The sequence below is a fragment of the Pectobacterium aroidearum genome (assembly GCF_041228105.1).
GTDB lineage: Bacteria > Pseudomonadota > Gammaproteobacteria > Enterobacterales > Enterobacteriaceae > Pectobacterium > Pectobacterium aroidearum.
On record NZ_CP166097.1, the window covers coordinates 2,504,520 to 2,522,707 of the forward strand.

General features: G+C 50.9%; 13 protein-coding genes. 8 read left to right on the forward strand and 5 right to left on the reverse strand.

What is annotated here, in order from left to right:
* The first annotated feature begins 360 nt into the window (after positions 1-360).
* Positions 361-618 carry a hypothetical protein gene (locus tag AB8809_RS11475; RefSeq protein WP_349856466.1) on the forward strand — a complete coding sequence of 86 codons (258 nt, stop codon included), beginning with the start codon at positions 361-363 and terminating at the stop codon, positions 616-618.
* Positions 619-674: 56 nt separating this feature from the next.
* On the opposite strand, the gene AB8809_RS11480 is transcribed toward AB8809_RS11475, so the two are convergent.
* Positions 675-1,538 (reverse strand): alpha/beta hydrolase, encoded by an 864-nt coding sequence (locus tag AB8809_RS11480; protein ID WP_349856465.1) that lies wholly within the window; start codon positions 1,536-1,538, stop codon positions 675-677.
* 116 nt (positions 1,539-1,654) lie between these two features.
* Here AB8809_RS11480 and AB8809_RS11485 point away from each other — a divergent pair, with 116 nt between their 5' ends.
* The 3 genes from AB8809_RS11485 to AB8809_RS11495 all read left to right on the forward strand — a co-directional run bounded on the left by AB8809_RS11485 (position 1,655) and on the right by AB8809_RS11495 (position 4,963).
* Positions 1,655-2,581 (forward strand): LysR substrate-binding domain-containing protein, encoded by a 927-nt coding sequence (locus AB8809_RS11485; protein ID WP_349856464.1) that lies wholly within the window; start codon positions 1,655-1,657, stop codon positions 2,579-2,581.
* A 76-nt stretch (positions 2,582-2,657) separates the two neighbouring features.
* Positions 2,658-3,263, forward strand: a complete 606-nt coding sequence (locus AB8809_RS11490; RefSeq protein ID WP_349856463.1) for a LysE family translocator — start codon at positions 2,658-2,660, stop codon at positions 3,261-3,263.
* Positions 3,264-3,841: 578 nt separating this feature from the next.
* Complete coding sequence (locus AB8809_RS11495) at positions 3,842-4,963, forward strand: ABC transporter substrate-binding protein (RefSeq protein ID WP_015840400.1); 1,122 nt, start codon at positions 3,842-3,844, stop codon at positions 4,961-4,963.
* 217 nt (positions 4,964-5,180) lie between these two features.
* Here the strand turns inward: AB8809_RS11495 and AB8809_RS11500 are convergent, their stop codons facing one another.
* The 3 genes from AB8809_RS11500 to AB8809_RS11510 all read right to left on the reverse strand — a co-directional run bounded on the left by AB8809_RS11500 (position 5,181) and on the right by AB8809_RS11510 (position 8,697).
* Positions 5,181-6,887 (reverse strand): pectate lyase, encoded by a 1,707-nt coding sequence (locus AB8809_RS11500; RefSeq protein WP_349856462.1) that lies wholly within the window; start codon positions 6,885-6,887, stop codon positions 5,181-5,183.
* 107 nt (positions 6,888-6,994) lie between these two features.
* Positions 6,995-7,747 carry an oligogalacturonate-specific porin KdgM family protein gene (locus tag AB8809_RS11505; RefSeq protein ID WP_015840398.1) on the reverse strand — a complete coding sequence of 251 codons (753 nt, stop codon included), beginning with the start codon at positions 7,745-7,747 and terminating at the stop codon, positions 6,995-6,997.
* 131 nt (positions 7,748-7,878) lie between these two features.
* Positions 7,879-8,697, reverse strand: coding sequence for an oligogalacturonate-specific porin KdgM family protein (locus AB8809_RS11510; RefSeq protein ID WP_181844915.1), 819 nt, complete (start codon positions 8,695-8,697; stop codon positions 7,879-7,881).
* 760 nt (positions 8,698-9,457) lie between these two features.
* Here AB8809_RS11510 and AB8809_RS11515 point away from each other — a divergent pair.
* On the forward strand, positions 9,458-11,218 hold the full coding sequence (locus AB8809_RS11515; protein ID WP_349856461.1) for a type III effector HrpK domain-containing protein: 1,761 nt from the start codon (positions 9,458-9,460) through the stop codon (positions 11,216-11,218).
* Between the two features lie 9 nt (positions 11,219-11,227).
* Here the strand turns inward: AB8809_RS11515 and AB8809_RS11520 are convergent, their stop codons facing one another.
* Positions 11,228-11,404, reverse strand: a complete 177-nt coding sequence (locus AB8809_RS11520) for a hypothetical protein (RefSeq protein WP_015840395.1) — start codon at positions 11,402-11,404, stop codon at positions 11,228-11,230.
* A gap of 148 nt (positions 11,405-11,552) precedes the next feature.
* Between AB8809_RS11520 and AB8809_RS11525 the strand changes: the two genes are divergently transcribed.
* The 3 genes from AB8809_RS11525 to uca all read left to right on the forward strand — a co-directional run bounded on the left by AB8809_RS11525 (position 11,553) and on the right by uca (position 18,151).
* The gene (locus AB8809_RS11525) at positions 11,553-12,560 is read left to right on the forward strand and encodes a Gfo/Idh/MocA family oxidoreductase (RefSeq protein ID WP_349856460.1); all 1,008 of its coding nucleotides are present in this window, start codon (positions 11,553-11,555) and stop codon (positions 12,558-12,560) included.
* A gap of 181 nt (positions 12,561-12,741) precedes the next feature.
* Positions 12,742-14,544 carry an allophanate hydrolase gene (gene atzF, locus AB8809_RS11530; protein WP_349856459.1) on the forward strand — a complete coding sequence of 601 codons (1,803 nt, stop codon included), beginning with the start codon at positions 12,742-12,744 and terminating at the stop codon, positions 14,542-14,544.
* Entirely contained in the window at positions 14,537-18,151 is a 3,615-nt protein-coding gene (gene uca / locus AB8809_RS11535; protein ID WP_349856458.1) for an urea carboxylase, read from the forward strand. The genes atzF and uca overlap by 8 nt, the downstream gene beginning before the upstream one ends.
* Positions 18,152-18,188: the final 37 nt, after the last annotated feature.

Consider the following 18,188-nt stretch of genomic DNA (forward strand, 5'->3'; position numbering starts at 1 on the left):
TTACATGGGAGACTGCAATAGATTGTTTTACATTGGGAGCCATAACTGGACCTATTGCTGCATTAGGAATTTGGTTTATGCTTAGATTTAGGATGTGATGAAAAAATTTATGGCTGAAACCCAATAGTAAACTTGAAGGGAAGAAGTTTCTCATTTATCTCAATGGAATAAGCGTCAGCACATTGATGAATGGTTTCCTGCTCTTGACTCAGGCTATTCTCGAATATGACTAGATCATATTCAAGGCTGGGGACAGAAAAAATGTTATATCTGGTTTAATAGGTACAATTATCGGGGGCTACATCAGTGAGAAAACATGAAATGCTGTAAAAGATACTCTCGATAAAAAGGATGATGTCAATGCTAAAAAATAACATTATAAAATTATCTAAGTTGATATTATGTTGCTTGGTTTTATTTTTAGTTGCTGATGCAGCATCAGTATTTCTTGCATCATTAATTATTTATTTTAAAAAAGATTTTTTCCCATTTAGTTGGCAGGACGTTTTTTCATCCTTTTTTGAATCAGGATACGTAGGAGGCCTTATTTTAGGTGTCGGAATATGGATAAAGGTCACGCTAGAAGAACGTAAGGGCCGAAAAAAATCAGCCAAATAATCCTAGCCCTAAAAAGGCTGGGGTTTTTAGCTGCCGCTCAGAAGCACACCTCAGTTTCAATGGCAAGAATAATGCTGCTGACGCTGGCCTAAAACTATATTTTCTGCAATTTTTCCCCACATGTAACATGGATTGGAATACATCGGGAAGTGTCCGCATTGAGGGACTTCTGCTAGTAAAACACCATGTTTCTCTATATTTTCAAGATAGCTCAGGGAGCGATTTTGTTCACCAAACATGAACATTTTAGGGCATGGCAGTTTGAGAAATTTGTCCATCAATGCGCCGTGATCGGATAGATGAACCATCGAGCTAAAAATGCCCTTTACCGCGTCGACGTGTACTTTATTTGGTAAATTAGCTGCGTAGAGAGCGCTGGAAAAATAAGGCGAAAAATGTGTTCTTTCAATGAAGTGTTCAAAAAATTCACCAGCGTTATCACTAGGATAATTTATAATCTGACGGCTCAAAAAACAATCTTCAGGTGCGATATTTCCCTCTATATTGGTAAAAGATAATACACGTTCAGGGTTCTGATCTGCCAAAAGTAATGCGGTTAATCCGCCCATCGAATGGCCGACTAAATGACATTCTCGAAATCCCATCGCATCCAGCATGGAAATTGCCGTTTTTACAAGAAAGGGGATGGAAACTGACGTAACATCGTTACATTGTGTTTCACCACATCCCGGTGCGTCATAAGCCAGAAAAGGATGACCATCGAACTCAGGGTGTAGAACGATATCTGCGTAGTCCTCCTTAGTCGAGCCGAATCCATGTAAAAAAACAATCGGCGCTTTTTCTCCATGACGTGTTATGGCAGAGATAGTGACATGAATTCCATCGATTGATTTAGAGAATTGCTGTTTCTCAAAAGGAGCCATGGTGACCTTAAATAGGTGGAAATTGGCTACTTTCATCTGTCTGTATTGATATGTAAATTCGTTTTTATGTATCTGTATGATACTAAAATAAGAATAGAACTTTACATTCCACTCGCATAGTGTTGATTGGTCTATCAGGCGGAGGCAATACATTGAGTAAAATCGATTATAGATTAATCAAGCAATTGTATTTATTCCTTGCTGTTGCTGAAGAAGAGCATTTTGGTAGGGCGGCAGCGCGACTTGGGATGTCTCAGCCTCCGCTGACTGAACAGATAAAAATACTCGAGCAATCGTTGAAGTTAACATTATTCGAACGTTCACGGCGTGGGACGACCCTTAGCCCAGCCGGAAAAGCTATTTTGCCGCAGGTCAAAAGATTTGTTGACCACATGGCGTCGTTAGAAAAAATGGTGAAAGAAGTCGCTCAGGGAAAGGCCGGTGTGATTCATATAGGTGCAATTACATCGGCGATGTTTGATGTTGTCCCTGAATTTCTAAACTATTTTAAACATCACTATCCCGACGTGACTGTTTTTGTTAATGAGATCGACAGTGCTGAAGCTATTTCATCATTATTATCTGGCAAATTGGATATGGCTTTTGTCAGGGTTGAGGGGGATATTGGACAGACGCTGAAATCTATACCGCTGACAGAAGATTTATTGGGAGTCGCATTGCCTGTAGAACATCCTATGTCTTGTAATAATGAAATTCGGCTTGGCGATCTGAAAGATGAAGCATTCGTTATGTCATCACGACGTGTGAACCCGACATATTTTGATATATTGACCTCGGCTTGCAGAGAAAATGGTTTTAATCCACGAATTCTGTATGAAGTTCGTTCAGTGACGGCGCAAATTGCTTATGTGAGTTGCGGACAGGGCGCTGCTCTTGTCCCTTTGAGCATGAGTCGCTTTATTCCTGGTAATGTCCGTTTAATTCCTCTCAAAGAATCAATAAAAATAGTAACAGCTGCTTTAGTTTGGAATCCTGGTAACGGTCATCCTCTTGTTGAATATGGGGTTAAGTGGCTAACGCAATACGTGGCTAATAAGAAATCCGTATTAACCTATTAGGTAATTGGTATTTCACTTTATTACTCAACCTCTCCACAATGTCGTATGCCACAGACATTTAGGATGAAATACGATTGTGAACAGTTATCTGAGTTTTGCCGCTATTGCACTGACCGTTGTTTTCATGCCAGGGCCAGGAACAGTAAAGTCGATCGCCAACTCAATAAACTATGGACTAAAAGGGTCTATCGTTGGCATTTCTGGATTAACCATCGGTGTCTGTGCGGTTGCCGGGCTCTCTGCAACCAGCCTGGGGTTGCTCCTTGTCTCATCACCACGTGCCTTTAAAGCCATCTCTTATTGCGGCGCTCTTTATTTGTTCTATCTTGGTGTGAAGTTGTGGTTTACTCAAAGTAAAGTTATGACGATTGAGAATGCGAAAGTCGTTAGAAAAAGACGTATTTTCACAGAAGGCGTGCTCTTACAGTTTACAAACCCAAATGCTCTCTTGTTTTTCTTTTCTATTTTTCCTCACTTTATCGATAGGCGACAAGATTACTTACTGCAATTTTTATCTCTGGTGGGAATCTTCTGTTTAGCGTTTGTCTGTGCGCATGCAACATATGCGACGATTGCCTATAAGGCGAAGTCTATTTTTAATCGTGAAGATAATACACTACTGAATAGGATCAATGCTGTGTTCTTTATTTTATTATCTGTTTATCTGGCAAGCAGTTCTTAGCGTAATCACATACATCCCAAACCATGATAGATATGATGGGAAAATTATGTATCACTACGTCGTGGTTAATAGATATCCATTTTTAAGTGGAGAGTAATAACTCCCAGAGTTTATTTTTTAATGCAAAATGAGAGGAATAGCAACTCTAATATTTTCATTTTGTTATGATGTCAAATAATATCATTAAAAATGAAATTATTGCGCAAGGTAAGTAATACAATTCTATCTTATTTTTACCTGCCATGCTTAACCTGCACTAAACACAATAATTCCATTTTTTATCCATTCAATATTTTTAACTATATTGTTCCCTTTTTCTTCGTATGTGTTTTTATTTAATCCTGTAAACTCAATACTTAATTCCCCTAGTAGAAGCAGGGAAATTGACCTCGAATGGTCGATATCACGACGATGGCTCACGTGCTTCTATTTTGATTTTATTTTTGACGATCCTCTAACGTCGATCCAATCCTGCGCGTCGCTGGCTTGCGATCCGCTGGTCACACCGTTGCCGTTTTAACGGCGGATAGTTGTCGTTTGTCGGTACGGGTTTTATTCATTAAGTGAAGGAAATCACAATGCAATACACTGGGAAGTACCTGAAGAAAACAGTGCTGATGCTGGCTATGATGGCCGGTCTCAGCGTCGGGCAAAGTCAGGCTGGCGTCGAAATTGAGACGCGCTCGCTGGATCAAATCTATAAGAGCGCGTTGAGAGAAGGCGGAACGGTTACCGTTTACGCTGGCGGTGACGTGCAGTCGCAGCAGGCTGGTTTCAAGCGGGCATTTGAGACACGTTTTCCTGGCATGAAACTGAATGTGATTGTCGATTACAGCAAATACCATGATGCCCGTATCGATAATCAACTAGCGACCGGCACTCTGATTCCTGATGTGGTGCAACTGCAAACGGTGCAGAATTTCCCTCGCTGGAAAAAGGAAGGGGTGCTGCTGAACTACAAAGCGCGTGGCTGGGATAAAATCTATCCGGAATTTCGTGATGCAGATGGTGCCTGGACCGGTGCTTATGTCATCGCATTCAGTAATTTGGTCAACACCCAGCTTCTGGATGAAAAATCCTGGCCGCGTGAAGCTAATGATTACCTTCGTCCCAATCTGAGGGGCAACCTGATTCTGGCCTATCCTAATGACGACGATGCGGTGCTGTTCTGGTACAAGCTGGTCGTGGATAAATACGGCTGGGATTTTGTTAAAAAACTACAGGAGCAGGACCCCGTCTACGTGCGCGGCACTAACGTCCCCGGTGCTGAAATCGCGACGGGAAAATATAGCGCAACGTTTACCAGCTCCGGCGCGCTCGTTCCGGCTGCGGATGCTGTGACCCGCTTTGTGTTGCCGAAGTCCGATCCTTTTGTTTCCTGGGCGCAACGCGCCGCTATCTTCAAACAGGCTAAGCACCCAGAAAGTGCCAAGCTGTACCTGAGCTGGGTACTGGATCCGCAAACGCAAACTCAGGTTTCGCGTATGTGGTCTGTGCGTACTGACGTTGCGCCGCCAGAGGGGTACAAGCCTATCTGGGAATACCGTAACACCCGCCCGCAGGCGTTTGCTGATTTCATGTACGATCGTGGTGCGGTCGAACGTTTCCGCGCACAGATGAGCCTGTATGTCGGTGAAGCGAAAGGCGAACCTACGCCGGGCTGGCTTGGCGTGCACCCAGAGGTGCCTCTGGTTAACTAACGTTTGAAATTATTGCGTTACTTCATGCTGGTCGCGTTCATCGTGGCCGGCATTACGTTCTGTAAGCTCCACATGTTAAGCACCATACGATTAAGAATTACATGATTAAGAATCACGCCCGATAATGGCGGTCTTGTTCGGTGAAGGGTTGAGCAGGGTAAGCAAGGGGGGATTGCCAATGGCAGCGAACCACCATTGGCGTGTTGAGGATTAACGCTTACTTCTTATTGTTGGGTTTCAAGGTTTCGCCAACGTTCAGCAGGAAGATTTCGTTATCGCGAGTAGATATGCGAGTTGAACCGTCTTCCATACGGTAGCCGCCCTCGGTGAAGCCCGCACCATTCAGGAATGGGGCAACGGACTGTGGCTGATTGCGTACCGCCGCTTCCAGCGCTAACAGGGCATAAGGCTCGATGGTGTCGACATCAGCATATTGTCTGTTGGGATCGGCCATAAAGAAGCCGTTCTTATAACGCGTGCTGATAATGTTATCGCCCACTTTTTCCGCCAGCGACAGATAGTCTTTCACTTTGCTCGCCTGATACAGATCCAGCAGCGCGAACAGGGCGTAAGGATCGTTGTTCTTGGTAGTGAGATCCACTTTGACGTCTTTACCCGGCGCTGAACCTAACTCACCCAACCCCTGTGCGCGAGCGATGCCGCGTGCGACACGCCATAGTTCGGCGTCCGGTAAAACGGTATAGGCACGAGAATACGACAGCAGGAATGAGTTATCCGCAGGATAAGGCTTGATCACGGTGCCTTTTTTGCCGTAGTAGCCATCACGCGGCAGAACGTAATTGGAGAGATCTTTGCCGTTAGCGAGCATCGGGCGGAACGTGTTATCGGACTCGTTATAGGCATACTTGGCAAAGGCTTTCAGGCCATCGGTTGTCCACGTCAGAAGTTCCTTGCCTTCCGCCCCTAAATCTTTACCCAACTGGAGTTGCATGAGCGCATTTTCGGAATAGATCGTACTGGTGCGTCCTTTCAGCATCATATTACCTTCCAGCGCGGTGGGGCCGAACTCAGGGCCAAACTGACGCTGGGCGCGATCGCCGTATTTGGAATGCGTATCGGCATCGTCGGTGGTTTCATCACGCTTCAGCGCCTGAGTAAACTGATACACGCCAAGCCCGGTTGCTTTATCCCGTGGCAGCACATACTGCTGTGCCAGACGTTTTGCCCAGACCAGCGCGCCGTCCTCTTTATTGTATTTGTACAAGAGCGAGGCGGAATAGATCAGATCGTTCCCCGCATTCAGGAAACTGAGGCCTTTGGTGGCGAAGAAGGGCGGCTGTTGCTCAAACGGACTTTGCCAGAGCGCACCCATTTTTTGCCCGTATTTACCGTGGCGACTGGTTTCCATGATTTTCCAGTCATAAACGTGCGCATTCCAGAAACCGCGAATAAAGCGTGCGGTGGCCTCTTTATCAACGCTGAACATCAAATCGTAGTAGGGATAGGCATTTTTCAGCTCATGCACCATCTCTTTTTCGCTCGGGCCTTCCGGCTGCAGCGTTTTTAAATCAACGAAACGGTGACCGCCCCAAATCAGCAGGCCGCTCTCATCCTGATAGTGTTGGAAGTGATACTTCACAATCGCTTCGGCGCGCTGCTTATAGCTGGGGTTGCCGCTCAGGTTACTTAACCCGACCAGCACGCGCATCAGGTTTTGCTGCGCGGAGAAGTTAGACAACACGGCATGGCGGCCGTCAGGGAAGATCCATTCCATCTGCTTGCCAGTACGCGGATCGATACCATCGGCGAGCAGCGGTGTGGGTGATTGACCGTGATACTGGTCACCGGCTTTGGTCAGCACGTTGTCAACATACTGATTGACGATAGTGAGACGGTCTGGTGTAGCGGCGCTGGCCTGTAAAGCAACCAGACCTGCAAGAAGCGACAGCGCAAATTTTTTCATTTTTATCTACCTGTATAGCTTTTGTAATAAAGGGATCCTGCTTGATAAACAGGATCCCCGAGAAACATGGCATAGTCGTCAGCCATTGTTAGAAAGCTAAGTCGTTGTTAGAACGTATAGGTGAAGCCGACTTTCCCTTTTCCTTCACGCGATTTCACATCACGCCCGCTGGCGACATCTTCAACGCCAACGTGTGCCGTCCAGTTGTCGTTGATGGTGTAAGACACATCAAAATCCTGCTGATAATCATGCTTTTTGTTGTTTTGCAGCACGTAATCCGCGTGATAGTAGTAAGCGGTGTACGCCAGCGTGAAGTTACCGAAACCCTTGTAGGCCACACCCGCTTCATAGCGGTGACGGTGGGTGTCATCATCCGTGCTGGTACGCTTGCTGCGGGTGATTTTTCTGAGGTCATAGCGATATTGCGCATGAAGATCCGTCTTGTCAGTCACCGCCCAGGTCAGTTTCAAACCTGGCGTATAGCGTGCGCCGGAACTCTGGCTGGCGCCGATATCGCCTACGGTGCCTTCACCGCTGGTGCCGCCGGAGTAGAAGCGCGCTTCCAGATTCGGCGTTAAGGTTAGTTCAGGCGTTAAGCTGTAGGCATAGCCGGTATAAAAAGCATAAGAATTCGAGACGACATCATCGATGGTCAGATCTTTATTCTTATTATAAAAGTTCAGCTCAACGCCAACGTACAGGCCATTATCCATAAAATGCCGCATGCCGATTTGATCACCGTGGTAGCGATTCATCGTTCCCCAGCTATGTTCATAGCTGAGTTTGGTATCAGAGGCAGAGGCGGAAATAGCATAAATTTGGGCAAAGAGAATACCGGCCACAAGGTAGCGTTTTTTCATTATGGGCACCATTAATATTGGTCGTTAATTGTGAAAACTGTGCGCTGATAGACAAAATTCATTCATGAATTTATTTTTCCCTCAACGCGGCACGAAATACGGCGTGTTTCCTTTATAAAGTTCGGTATTTCTTAGAAAACGTAGTTGAAACCAACTTTGATTTTCCCCTGACGGCTTGATGATGTGCTGGATTGGCTAATATCATCATACTCAATGTAAGGAGTTAGCTGTTTGTTTAACTTATATTGAACTTTGAACTGATGCTCATAGTCCGTTTTACCATTGTCATAGACGGCGTATTCTCTTTCTGTGAATTCACCCTTGCTATATTTATACGATTTTGTCGTGTTATCGCCGATATAGTAGTTAAAGACGTAAGTCAGATTAATATTATCAAAGCCAGAATACGTTACCCCAGCATCCAGACGGTGGCGTCCGGTGTCGGATTTTGACAAATAAGATTCCCCAGCGTGACCATATTTATCTGACGTGGAAATGGTCGAATAACGCGAGCTACGTGTCGGTTTCTTATATTCATAACGGTAGCGGCCATAAGTGGACCAATCGCTGTTAATTCGATAGTTATATTTCAGCCCCGGTTGATACATCATGCTGGCATTGCCGATGGAGAATTCAAAGCTCGGCGTTAAGGTAGCGGCCTTGCTTAGCTTGAAGTCCTTACCGATCACCATGCCGCCAGAACCGCCCTGCATGTCATCATAGGCAACGTCGTAGTTGCTGTTCCCGCCTGCTGACGTACTGAATTTGACTTCGTACGACCAGCCGTTGGTTTTCTTGTGAATGAGCTTGATGGAGTCTGCGTGGCGGCGGTCTTCCGTCTTCCAGTTATGTTCGTACTGAAAGGTCGTTTTGCCATCGGTTTCTGCCTGAGTGAGGAAAGGAGCGAATCCGGCACAAACGATGAGTAGGTTACGTGTGTATATTTTCATTCTGTCTTTCTCTTTCTTGATGAATAAATAATATTATTGGCGAGTGCAGTCTCTATCTTTAAAACCAGACAGTGGATGCCATTTTTTGGGCGTAAAAATAGAATCACCAGAAATGATGATGACGCCATTAATAATGTCAGACAGGGCGAGATCCCTGGTAAATCAGATTTCTATCAATTCATCGATGCTCCCTTATATATGACTTTGTTTGTGGGTATTTCAATCAGCGAAATGGCTTAGGCTGATGAGTGAATGTCGATAATTTATACCACTTACTGGTTGTCCTAATTATCAGCAGGCTTGATAATTAGGTCGTGTGGCATTATGGTGAAAAGGAAACACTGTTTCATTTATGTGGATCACACATTTGGTTACTCTTTGAAATTTTTTGTAATCATTTCGTCTGATTATTGTAAGAGTAAAGAAGGGCGGTAACGACGATCGTTGTTGTCAGGTTGGGAGATGTATCTCTTGATCGTTAATGATGATGGTGATATGTAATTGAACAGCCGTTAACCGATTATCTGTCTTATTCTCCACATCATTCCGTGAATATTCTTTGGAAAGCGATTTCCATAAAAATGAATAAACAGCCAATAGCCATCAAATACCCCTGAATATTTTCAGGGAACCTATCGCGTTTTCATTCCACTCACTTATACCCGTCATCCTGCGAGCGGCACTCTTGCTGGCCTTTCTGTGCTCGAATGACGCGGGAGACTCGTTTGTTAAGCCTGACGACAGCAGAATGGAGACAGTAATGATCAATCGTATTGAGAACGGAAATCGGTGGGGAAATACTGCGTCTTTGCCTGCGCCACACAATACAGAAGCGAGTCGGCAGGGTGGACAAACGACGGCATTGCCTACTGCACGGTCGGGTTCGCGCTCAATCGATTTTGGCGACGCGTCGCCGAGCCTGTCGCCAGTGCCTTCTGGCCAGAGATCAATGTCACCCGCGCGCGTGCTGCCAACTATGCAAATTGCCGACAGTTCACTGATTGCGGAACCCAAGCCTTCCGTCGATCTTCAGGCGATAGATAGCTCGGAGCACAGTAACGCCAGGGCATTGGAAAAGTGGTCGGCATTGTTGAGCGATCTGCCGGAAAACGAACGCGAAAAGGCGGCAAAGGAGCTGAATCGCCCGCTGGCGGCGGCGAAAATGTTACAAGAGGGCGGCACGAACGCGGAAAAAGCGCTTGTCTATCTGCGTGAAAATCCGGCGATCTACACTGCGATGGATACGGCAAAGGATGGCGGTAGAGCCGACGGACATATCTCGAATCGGGATACCAAATCCTTTATTAAAAGCATGGAGCGACGTGCCAGCGATGCCAGCCATGTTGTGCAGGAATATCGGGAAAAAAATCCGACAGCCGATGCGCAGTCGCTGCGGTTAGTACAATCTTCCGCGCTTTTGCTCGCCAACGAGCCGCTGCTTAATGCTGCCGATGCCAAAAAATCCTACACGCATTCTCCGCCGCAAAAGAACGATCGCACCAGCACCCTGACCGATCTGAACGCGATCATGACCGACAACCCGACGCTATCACCTCAGCTAAAAGCGGCTGCCCGACTGTGGTCTAATCCTGGGCTGTTCGGGATTCTGGAACATGCGGATGTCAAAGGAGAAAAACTGGCACGAGTCCCACATGATGGCAAACTGATGATGAAGGACATGAAAAGTTGGATCCGCGAACAGGCACCAGTGAACCATCAGGAAGCGGCAGATACGTTACACAATGCGGCGGCGCTAGGACTGGCGGCAAAAACCGATATCAGTACGTTGAATGAAGCCGTTTTTACCCGACCGCAGCAGTACAGCGGGGCGCAAAAGTCGGCGACATTGGTCAAACTGCAACAGACGCTGGAGCAGGTCATGGCGGGGCGTGAATACCGGAATACCGAAGAAACGGAAAAGGTGTTAAATCAACGCATTGAAGCGCTACAGAAAGACAGGGATGTGATTCAGCATTTTGAGCAGGCGGTGCCGCGTGAAATAAACGCCATTTTACTGTCCGATCCGCTGCTTGCGCAGGCGGCGATGAGCCAACGTTTCTCTACGATATCACCGACTGCGCCGCGAACGGTTGGACTTGATGCTTCCCCCTCGGCTGCATCACATGAGGGGACGGGAGTAAAAAGCGATGCGCAGGCGGTGAAAGAGGCCGGGCGCAGCGTGATGAGTTTTGCTAAATCGTCGTTGCACGCAGAGGATTTAACCAAGGCGGCGGGGAGTAAAACGGCCATTGGGCTGGCTGGTAAAGCGGGCGCAGCGATTGCCGGAAAAGTCGTGGGGGCTATCGCGGGTGAGGCCGCTGGTGCGGCAGCCGCCTCTGCCGTTGGTGCGGCCGCAGGGCCGGTGGGATGGGCAGTGAGCGGGGCGCTCAGCATTGGTATGGGGATTGCGGAACTGGTGAACTTTTTCAATGCCAAAAGTAAACTCAAGAACCGGCGGGAAGATTTTGCCAAAACGGTTAACCCCGCTCTGGAACAGTTCAATATTCCCAAACCGCGCTGATACGCCAGCTTAAATTTCAAAGCCAGGGGCGACTTCTTTTACTGGTTTTTTACACACTTCGGGCTTGGGTTGGTTCGCCGGAAGGTTTTTGCAGTCAGGCGCAAAAGGGTTCAATGCATCGCGATTCAGATAGAGCACAAACAGGATCAGAATGATGAGAGGGATAAGAATGCGTTTTCTTTTCATGGCTATCTTTCTTGGTTGCGTTGCAAAAAATGTGTGTATGTTAAAAAAACAGGAAAAATTCTAACGCGTTACGCGGCTTTTGTCTTTAGCCTGCTCGATTTCCACCTTATTGTAGTCGTTTGGCGTGATGGTATCGGCAGGGCGGAAGATGAAAAAGATTCGATTTGCGGCGATTGGGTTAGTGCACAACCACATTTATGACATGTGTCGACAACTGGTTGATGCAGGAGCGGAATTGGTTGGCGTGTTCGAGTCCGATCCAAATAATCGGGAAAAATTCATCTCGCTTTTCCCCTCCGTACCTTTTGCTGATTCTGCGGAACAGCTGATTGGCGACGCCTCTATCGATCTCATCGCCTGTGCCGTTATTCCCAGCGACCGAGCCGAACTGGCGCTGCGCACGCTGGAGGCAGGCAAAGATTTCTTCACCGCCAAACCGCCGCTGACCACGCTGGAGCAGTTGGATGCCGTCCAGCGTCGGGTAGCAGAAACCGGCCGCAAGTTTGCCGTGTACTTTAATGAGCGAATCAATGTGGATAGCGCGCTGTTTGCCGGTGAACTAGTGCAACAGGGTGAGATCGGTCGAGTGATTCAGACGATCGGCGTTGGCCCCCATCGTGAACGCGGCGTGCGGCCTGACTGGTTTTATCAAAAGCGTCAGTACGGCGGGATCCTCTGCGATATCGGTATTCATCAGATCGAACAGTTTCTCTATTTTACCGGCAACACCGATGCGCAAGTGGTGACCAGCCAGACGGCGAATTATCACCACCCGCACCAGCCAGAATTTGAGGATTTTGGCGATGCGATGCTGCTGGGTGACAATGGGGCAACGGGCTATTTTCGCTGTGACTGGTTTACGCCGGATGGATTGAGCGTCTGGGGTGACGGCCGTCTGACGATACTGGGGACAGAAGGTTATATCGAAATCAGAAAGTATGTCGATTTGACGCGCGGCGAAAGCAACGTCGTTTATCTGGTGAATGGTAAAGGTGAACAGCGCTTTACCCCCGCAGGCTGCGTCGAGCGCACCTTTTTCCCGAATTTTTTGCATGACTGCCGTGAGCGCACCGAGCTGGCAATGCCGCAAGCGCATATCTTCAAAGCAACGGAACTGTCGATTCTGGCGCAGCAGGCCGCGAAGAAGATCGTTTAAAAGAACGCTTGTTCTGCGTATTCCTCCTGACAACCGTGCTCCGCAATGGCGCATGGTTGTTCCTTTTCTGTGCATGGCAACAAATCCCTCTCATTTAATCTCATAAAAATCAATGAAATAAAATATGGCATGGTTTTCGCTTTAGTGAATTCAATCTTGTATACCAGATGGGATTCACATCATGCCAAGAATGACAGGACTCACGCTTCAGGAATGGAAACAGCATTATCACCAGCAGGCCGATCGCGTTGGTGAAACGCTAGGCGCGCTGCTCGCCAGTTTGTCGACGGACGATCCGGTGTGGATCGCGCTGGCAACCCCTGAATTGCTTCAGGCACAGATCGCGGCGCTCTTGCCTCGGTATCGTGAAAATCCAGACGCGCTGCCGCTGTTCGGCGTTCCTTTTGCCGTCAAAGACAATATTGATGTTGCAGGCTGGCCGACGAGCGCGGCGTGTCCGGCGTTTACCTATCTGGCCGACAACGATGCGACTGCCGTTGCCAAACTGAAAGCGGCAGGGGCGATTGTCATTGGCAAAACCAACCTCGATCAGTTTGCGACCGGTCTGGTCGGTACGCGTTCACCGTTTGGTGAGGTGCCAAACACCTTTAACGCGGACTATGTTAGCGGCGGATCCAGTTCAGGTTCGGCCTCGGTGCTGGCGCGCGGGCTGGTTGCGTTTTCGCTGGGAACCGATACCGCTGGATCGGGGCGCGTTCCCGCCGGGTTTAACAATATTGTCGGCCTGAAGCCGACAAAAGGGTGGTTATCGGCAAGCGGTGTTGTACCGGCCTGTCGCCTGAATGACACTATCTCGGTATTTGCGCTGACCGTTGAAGACGCCTTTACCGTCGCTGAACTGGCTGGCGGATACGATGCCGCAGATGCCTACTCGCGCAGCCATCCCGCCAGTGCGCCTGCGGCGCTGTCAGCGACGCCGCGCTTTGCTATCCCCAGCGATCCCACTTTCTTTGCTGACGCTGTCGCTCAGGCGGCCTGGCAACACGCGCTGGTCGAATTGGAAGCGACGGGTGCGACGCTACACCCGATCGACTTCAGTATTTTCACGCAGCTAGCTGAGCAACTTTATCAAGGCCCCTGGGTGGCAGAACGCACCGTCGCGGTGGGCGACATGCTGCGGCAGCCCGAGAACATGGATCCCGTGGTGCACGGTATTGTGGCGAGCGGCGAACGCTTCAGTGCGGTAGAGGCGTTTAAAGCCGAGTACCTGCGTGCTGAACTGGCGCGTCAGATTCAGCAGACTCTGGCGTCGTTTGATGCGTTAGTCGTGCCGACGTCGCCGACCATCCACACGCGTGAAGCGATGAAACAGGAACCGGTGCGCTACAACTCCCAGTTGGGCGCCTACACCAACTTTACCAATCTGGCCGATCTCTCGGCACTGGCGCTGCCAGCCCCTTTCCGCACGGATGGTTTGCCTGCGGGAATCACGTTGATTGCGCCCGCCTGGCACGACCGTGCATTAGCGAGCTTTGGCTTGCGCTGGCAGGCACAGCTGGCGCTCACGCTGGGGGCAACAGGAAAAACGCTGCCTGTAGGACAGGCTACCTTGCCGCCTTCCACATTACACGTTCGTCTTGCCGTCGTCGGTGCGCACCTGACGGGTATGCCGTTGAACCATCAACTGACCCGCCGTGATGCCGTACGGGTGGAAGAGACGCGCACGGCGGAAAACTATCGTCTTTATGCGCTAGCGAATACGCAACCGGCGAAACCCGGTTTAGCGAAAAGCACCGATGGTGCGGCGATTATCGTCGAGCTGTGGGACATCCCGCTGGCGCGTTTTGGTGAGTTTGTCGCAGAGATTCCGGCGCCGCTGGGTATTGGCACGCTGACGTTAGCTGACGGACGGCAGGTTAAAGGCTTTATTTGCGAACCGACTGCGCTGAGCGACGCCGTGGATATCACGGAATTCGGCGGCTGGCGCAACTGGCTTGCCCGTCAGGAGGCGTCTCATGTTTAAGACCGTACTGATCGCTAACCGCGGTGAAATTGCCTGCCGCGCCATACGCACGCTGAAGCGTTTGGGGATAACCAGCGTAGCGATTTATTCCGATGCGGATAAAAACGCACAGCATGTGAAAGAGGCAGACATTGCCGTACCCATTGGCGGCGAGAAGGCCAGCGACAGCTATTTGTGTATCGATAAGGTACTGGCCGCCGCACAGCAGGCGGGGGCAGAGGCTGTCTGGCCGGGGTACGGTTTTCTGTCAGAGAGCCTGCCGTTTGCCGCCGCGTGTGAAAAGGCCGGCATTGCGTTTGTCGGGCCAACCGCCCAGCAAATTGGCGAATTCGGTCTGAAGCACCGCGCCCGTGAATTGGCGGCCGCGGCGGGGGTACCGATGACGCCGGGAACGCCGCTACTGGCTTCGCTGGAGGATGCGCTGTCCGCTGCCGAAGACATCGGCTATCCGGTCATGCTGAAAAGTACCGCCGGGGGCGGCGGCATTGGTCTGACGCGCTGTGCGGATGCCGTGGCACTACAGGCCGCGTGGGAGAGCGTGCGCCGTTTGGGCGAGCAATTTTTTAGCGATGCAGGCGTCTTTCTCGAACGCTGTATCGATCGGGCGCGTCACGTCGAAGTACAGATTTTTGGCGATGGTAAAGGCCGCGTGGTGGCGCTGGGCGAACGTGATTGCTCATTGCAGCGGCGCAACCAGAAAGTGGTGGAAGAAACGCCCGCACCGCACTTGCCGGACGCTACACGCGCGGCGCTGCTGGCCTCGGCGGTGAAGCTGGGTGAGCTGGTTAACTATCGCAGTGCGGGAACGGTGGAGTATATCTACGATGCTGAACGCGATGCGTTCTTTTTCCTCGAAGTGAATACTCGTTTACAAGTGGAGCATCCGGTGACGGAGTGTGTCACCGGGCTGGATCTGGTCGAATGTATGCTGCGTGTTGCGGCGGATGAAGCGCTGGACTGGACGCCATTGACGCAGGCACCGCGTGGTGCCGCGATTGAAGTCCGTCTTTATGCGGAAGATCCGCTGAAAAACTTCCAGCCCAGCCCCGGCGTGCTGACCGAAGTGGCGTTTCCCGACGGCGTGCGGGTCGACGGCTGGGTAAGCACCGGCACCGAAGTATCGTCATATTACGATCCGATGATCGCTAAGCTGATCGTTCATGCGGAAAATCGCGAACTGGCGCTGGAGAAGATGCAGCAGGCGCTGAATGCTACGCGTTTGCACGGTATTGCCACCAACCTCGATTACCTGCGCCAGATTGTCGCTACCGACGCATTCCGTAATGGAACCGTGTGGACGCGGATGCTCGACAGCTTTACACCATCTGCCTCGGTGATTGAAGTGATTCAACCCGGTACCTGGAGCAGCGTGCAAGACTATCCCGGACGCCTTGGCTATTGGGATATCGGCGTGCCGCCGTCCGGCCCGATGGACGATTTCGCGTTCCGGTTGGCGAATCGCATCGTCGGTAACGATGAGGCCGCCGCAGGGCTGGAATTTACGTTACAAGGGCCGACGCTGCGCTTCCACTGCGAGGCAGTGATTGCACTGACGGGCGCTGACTGCCCGGCGATATTGGATGGTGAAAAGGTGCCATATTGGCAGCCTGTGACGGTAACCGCGGGGCAAACGCTGACTCTGGGGCGTGCACAGTCTGGCTGTCGCACCTATCTGGCGGTGCGTAACGGCATCGATGTGCCGCAGTATCTCGGTAGCCGTTCGACGTTCGCGCTCGGGGAATTTGGCGGCCATGCCGGAAGAACGCTGCGCGTAGCGGATATGCTGGCGATTTCTCAACCCCATTTACCCGCTTGCACCACACCCGCGCCCGTAAGCGCGCCGCAGGCCGTGGACGCGGCACTGATTCCGCAATACGGCGATGCGTGGCGTATTGGCGTGCTCTATGGTCCGCACGGCGCGCCAGATTTCTTTACCCACGCGGCAATTGATGAGTTTTTCGCTGCAGAATGGCAGGTGCACTACAACTCAAACCGACTGGGCGTGCGTCTGGTCGGGCCAAAACCTACCTGGACGCGGGCAAACGGCGGCGAGGCGGGTCTGCATCCTTCCAACGTTCACGACTGTGAATACGCCATCGGCGCAGTGAATTTTACGGGTGATTTCCCGGTGATCCTCACGCGTGACGGGCCGAGTCTGGGCGGATTTGTCTGTCCGGTGACGATTGCCAAAGCGGAACTGTGGAAAGTCGGTCAAGTTAAACCCGGCGATCGTATTCGTTTCCATCCCATCAGCGCGGATGAAGCACTGGCATTGGAACAGGCGCAGTCTGACTGCGTTTCCTCGCTGGGAGCCGCTCACGCGCCTGCGTTTGACGTCCCCTCGCTGGCGACGACAGAACACGGTTCTGCAACCGTGCTGGCTGCGGTACCGGCCACCGCGACTACGCCAGCCGCCGTGTATCGTCAGGCAGGGGATAACTACATCCTGATTGAATACGGCGAGAACGTGCTGGATCTGGCACTGCGGTTGCGCGTTCATCTGTTAATGGCGGCGATCCGCGCTTCAGAGACCGCAGGGATCGAAGAACTGTCGCCCGGCGTGCGTTCGCTACAGGTGCGTTACGACAGTCGGGTTCTCCGTCAACGTGCGCTGCTGGACGTATTACTGCATCTGGAAAGCCAGCTGGGCGACGTCAGCCAGATGACAGTGCCGTCGCGTATCGTCCATTTGCCGATGGCGTTTGAAGACAGCGCCACGCTCGGCGCGGTGGAACGTTACCGTGAAACCGTACGCGCCAGCGCGCCCTGGCTGCCGAATAATGTCGATTTTATTCAACGCATTAATGGCTTGGCGAGCCGTGACGACGTGCGCGACATCATTTTTGATGCCAGCTACCTGATTCTGGGGCTGGGTGACGTTTATCTCGGCGCGCCCTGTGCGGTGCCAGTCGATCCGCGTCACCGCTTATTGAGTTCCAAATACAATCCGGCACGCACCTTTACCGCCGAAGGCACGGTCGGCATCGGCGGCATGTACATGTGCATCTATGGCATGGATTCGCCGGGCGGCTATCAACTGGTGGGGCGCACGCTGCCTATCTGGAACAAATTCCTCAAAAACGATCAGTTCATTACGGGTGAACCCTGGCTGCTGCGTTTCTTCGATCAGGTGCGGTTTTATCCGGTCAGCGAAGCCGAACTGACGGCGCTGCGTGATGACTTCCGTGAAGGACGCGCCGCGATTCGCATCGAAGAAACCGAGTTTGATTTTGCTGAGCACTCACGTTTCCTGACGGATCAGGCCGACGACATTGCCGCTTTCCGTCAGCGTCAGGCCACGGCGTTTGAAACAGAAGTCGCGCTGTGGCAGCAGGAGGATGAGAGTGCGCCGCAGGAAATCGTTTCTACCGCGCCTGTGGAGAACGACGAGAGCGCGTTTCAGGTGAGTGCGGACATGAACGGCAACATCTGGAAAGTGCTGGTGAACGTGGGGGATGCCATCGAAGCCGGACAGCCACTGATTATCGTCGAAGCCATGAAGATGGAACTGACGATTAGCGCACCGCAGTCTGGTCGGGTGAAACGCATCGGCTGCCAGCCGGGTCGACCGGTCAGCCCCGGCGATGCGTTGCTATGGCTGGAGTAAAAGACAGGCTGGAGTAAAAGACAGGCAGCAATAAAGG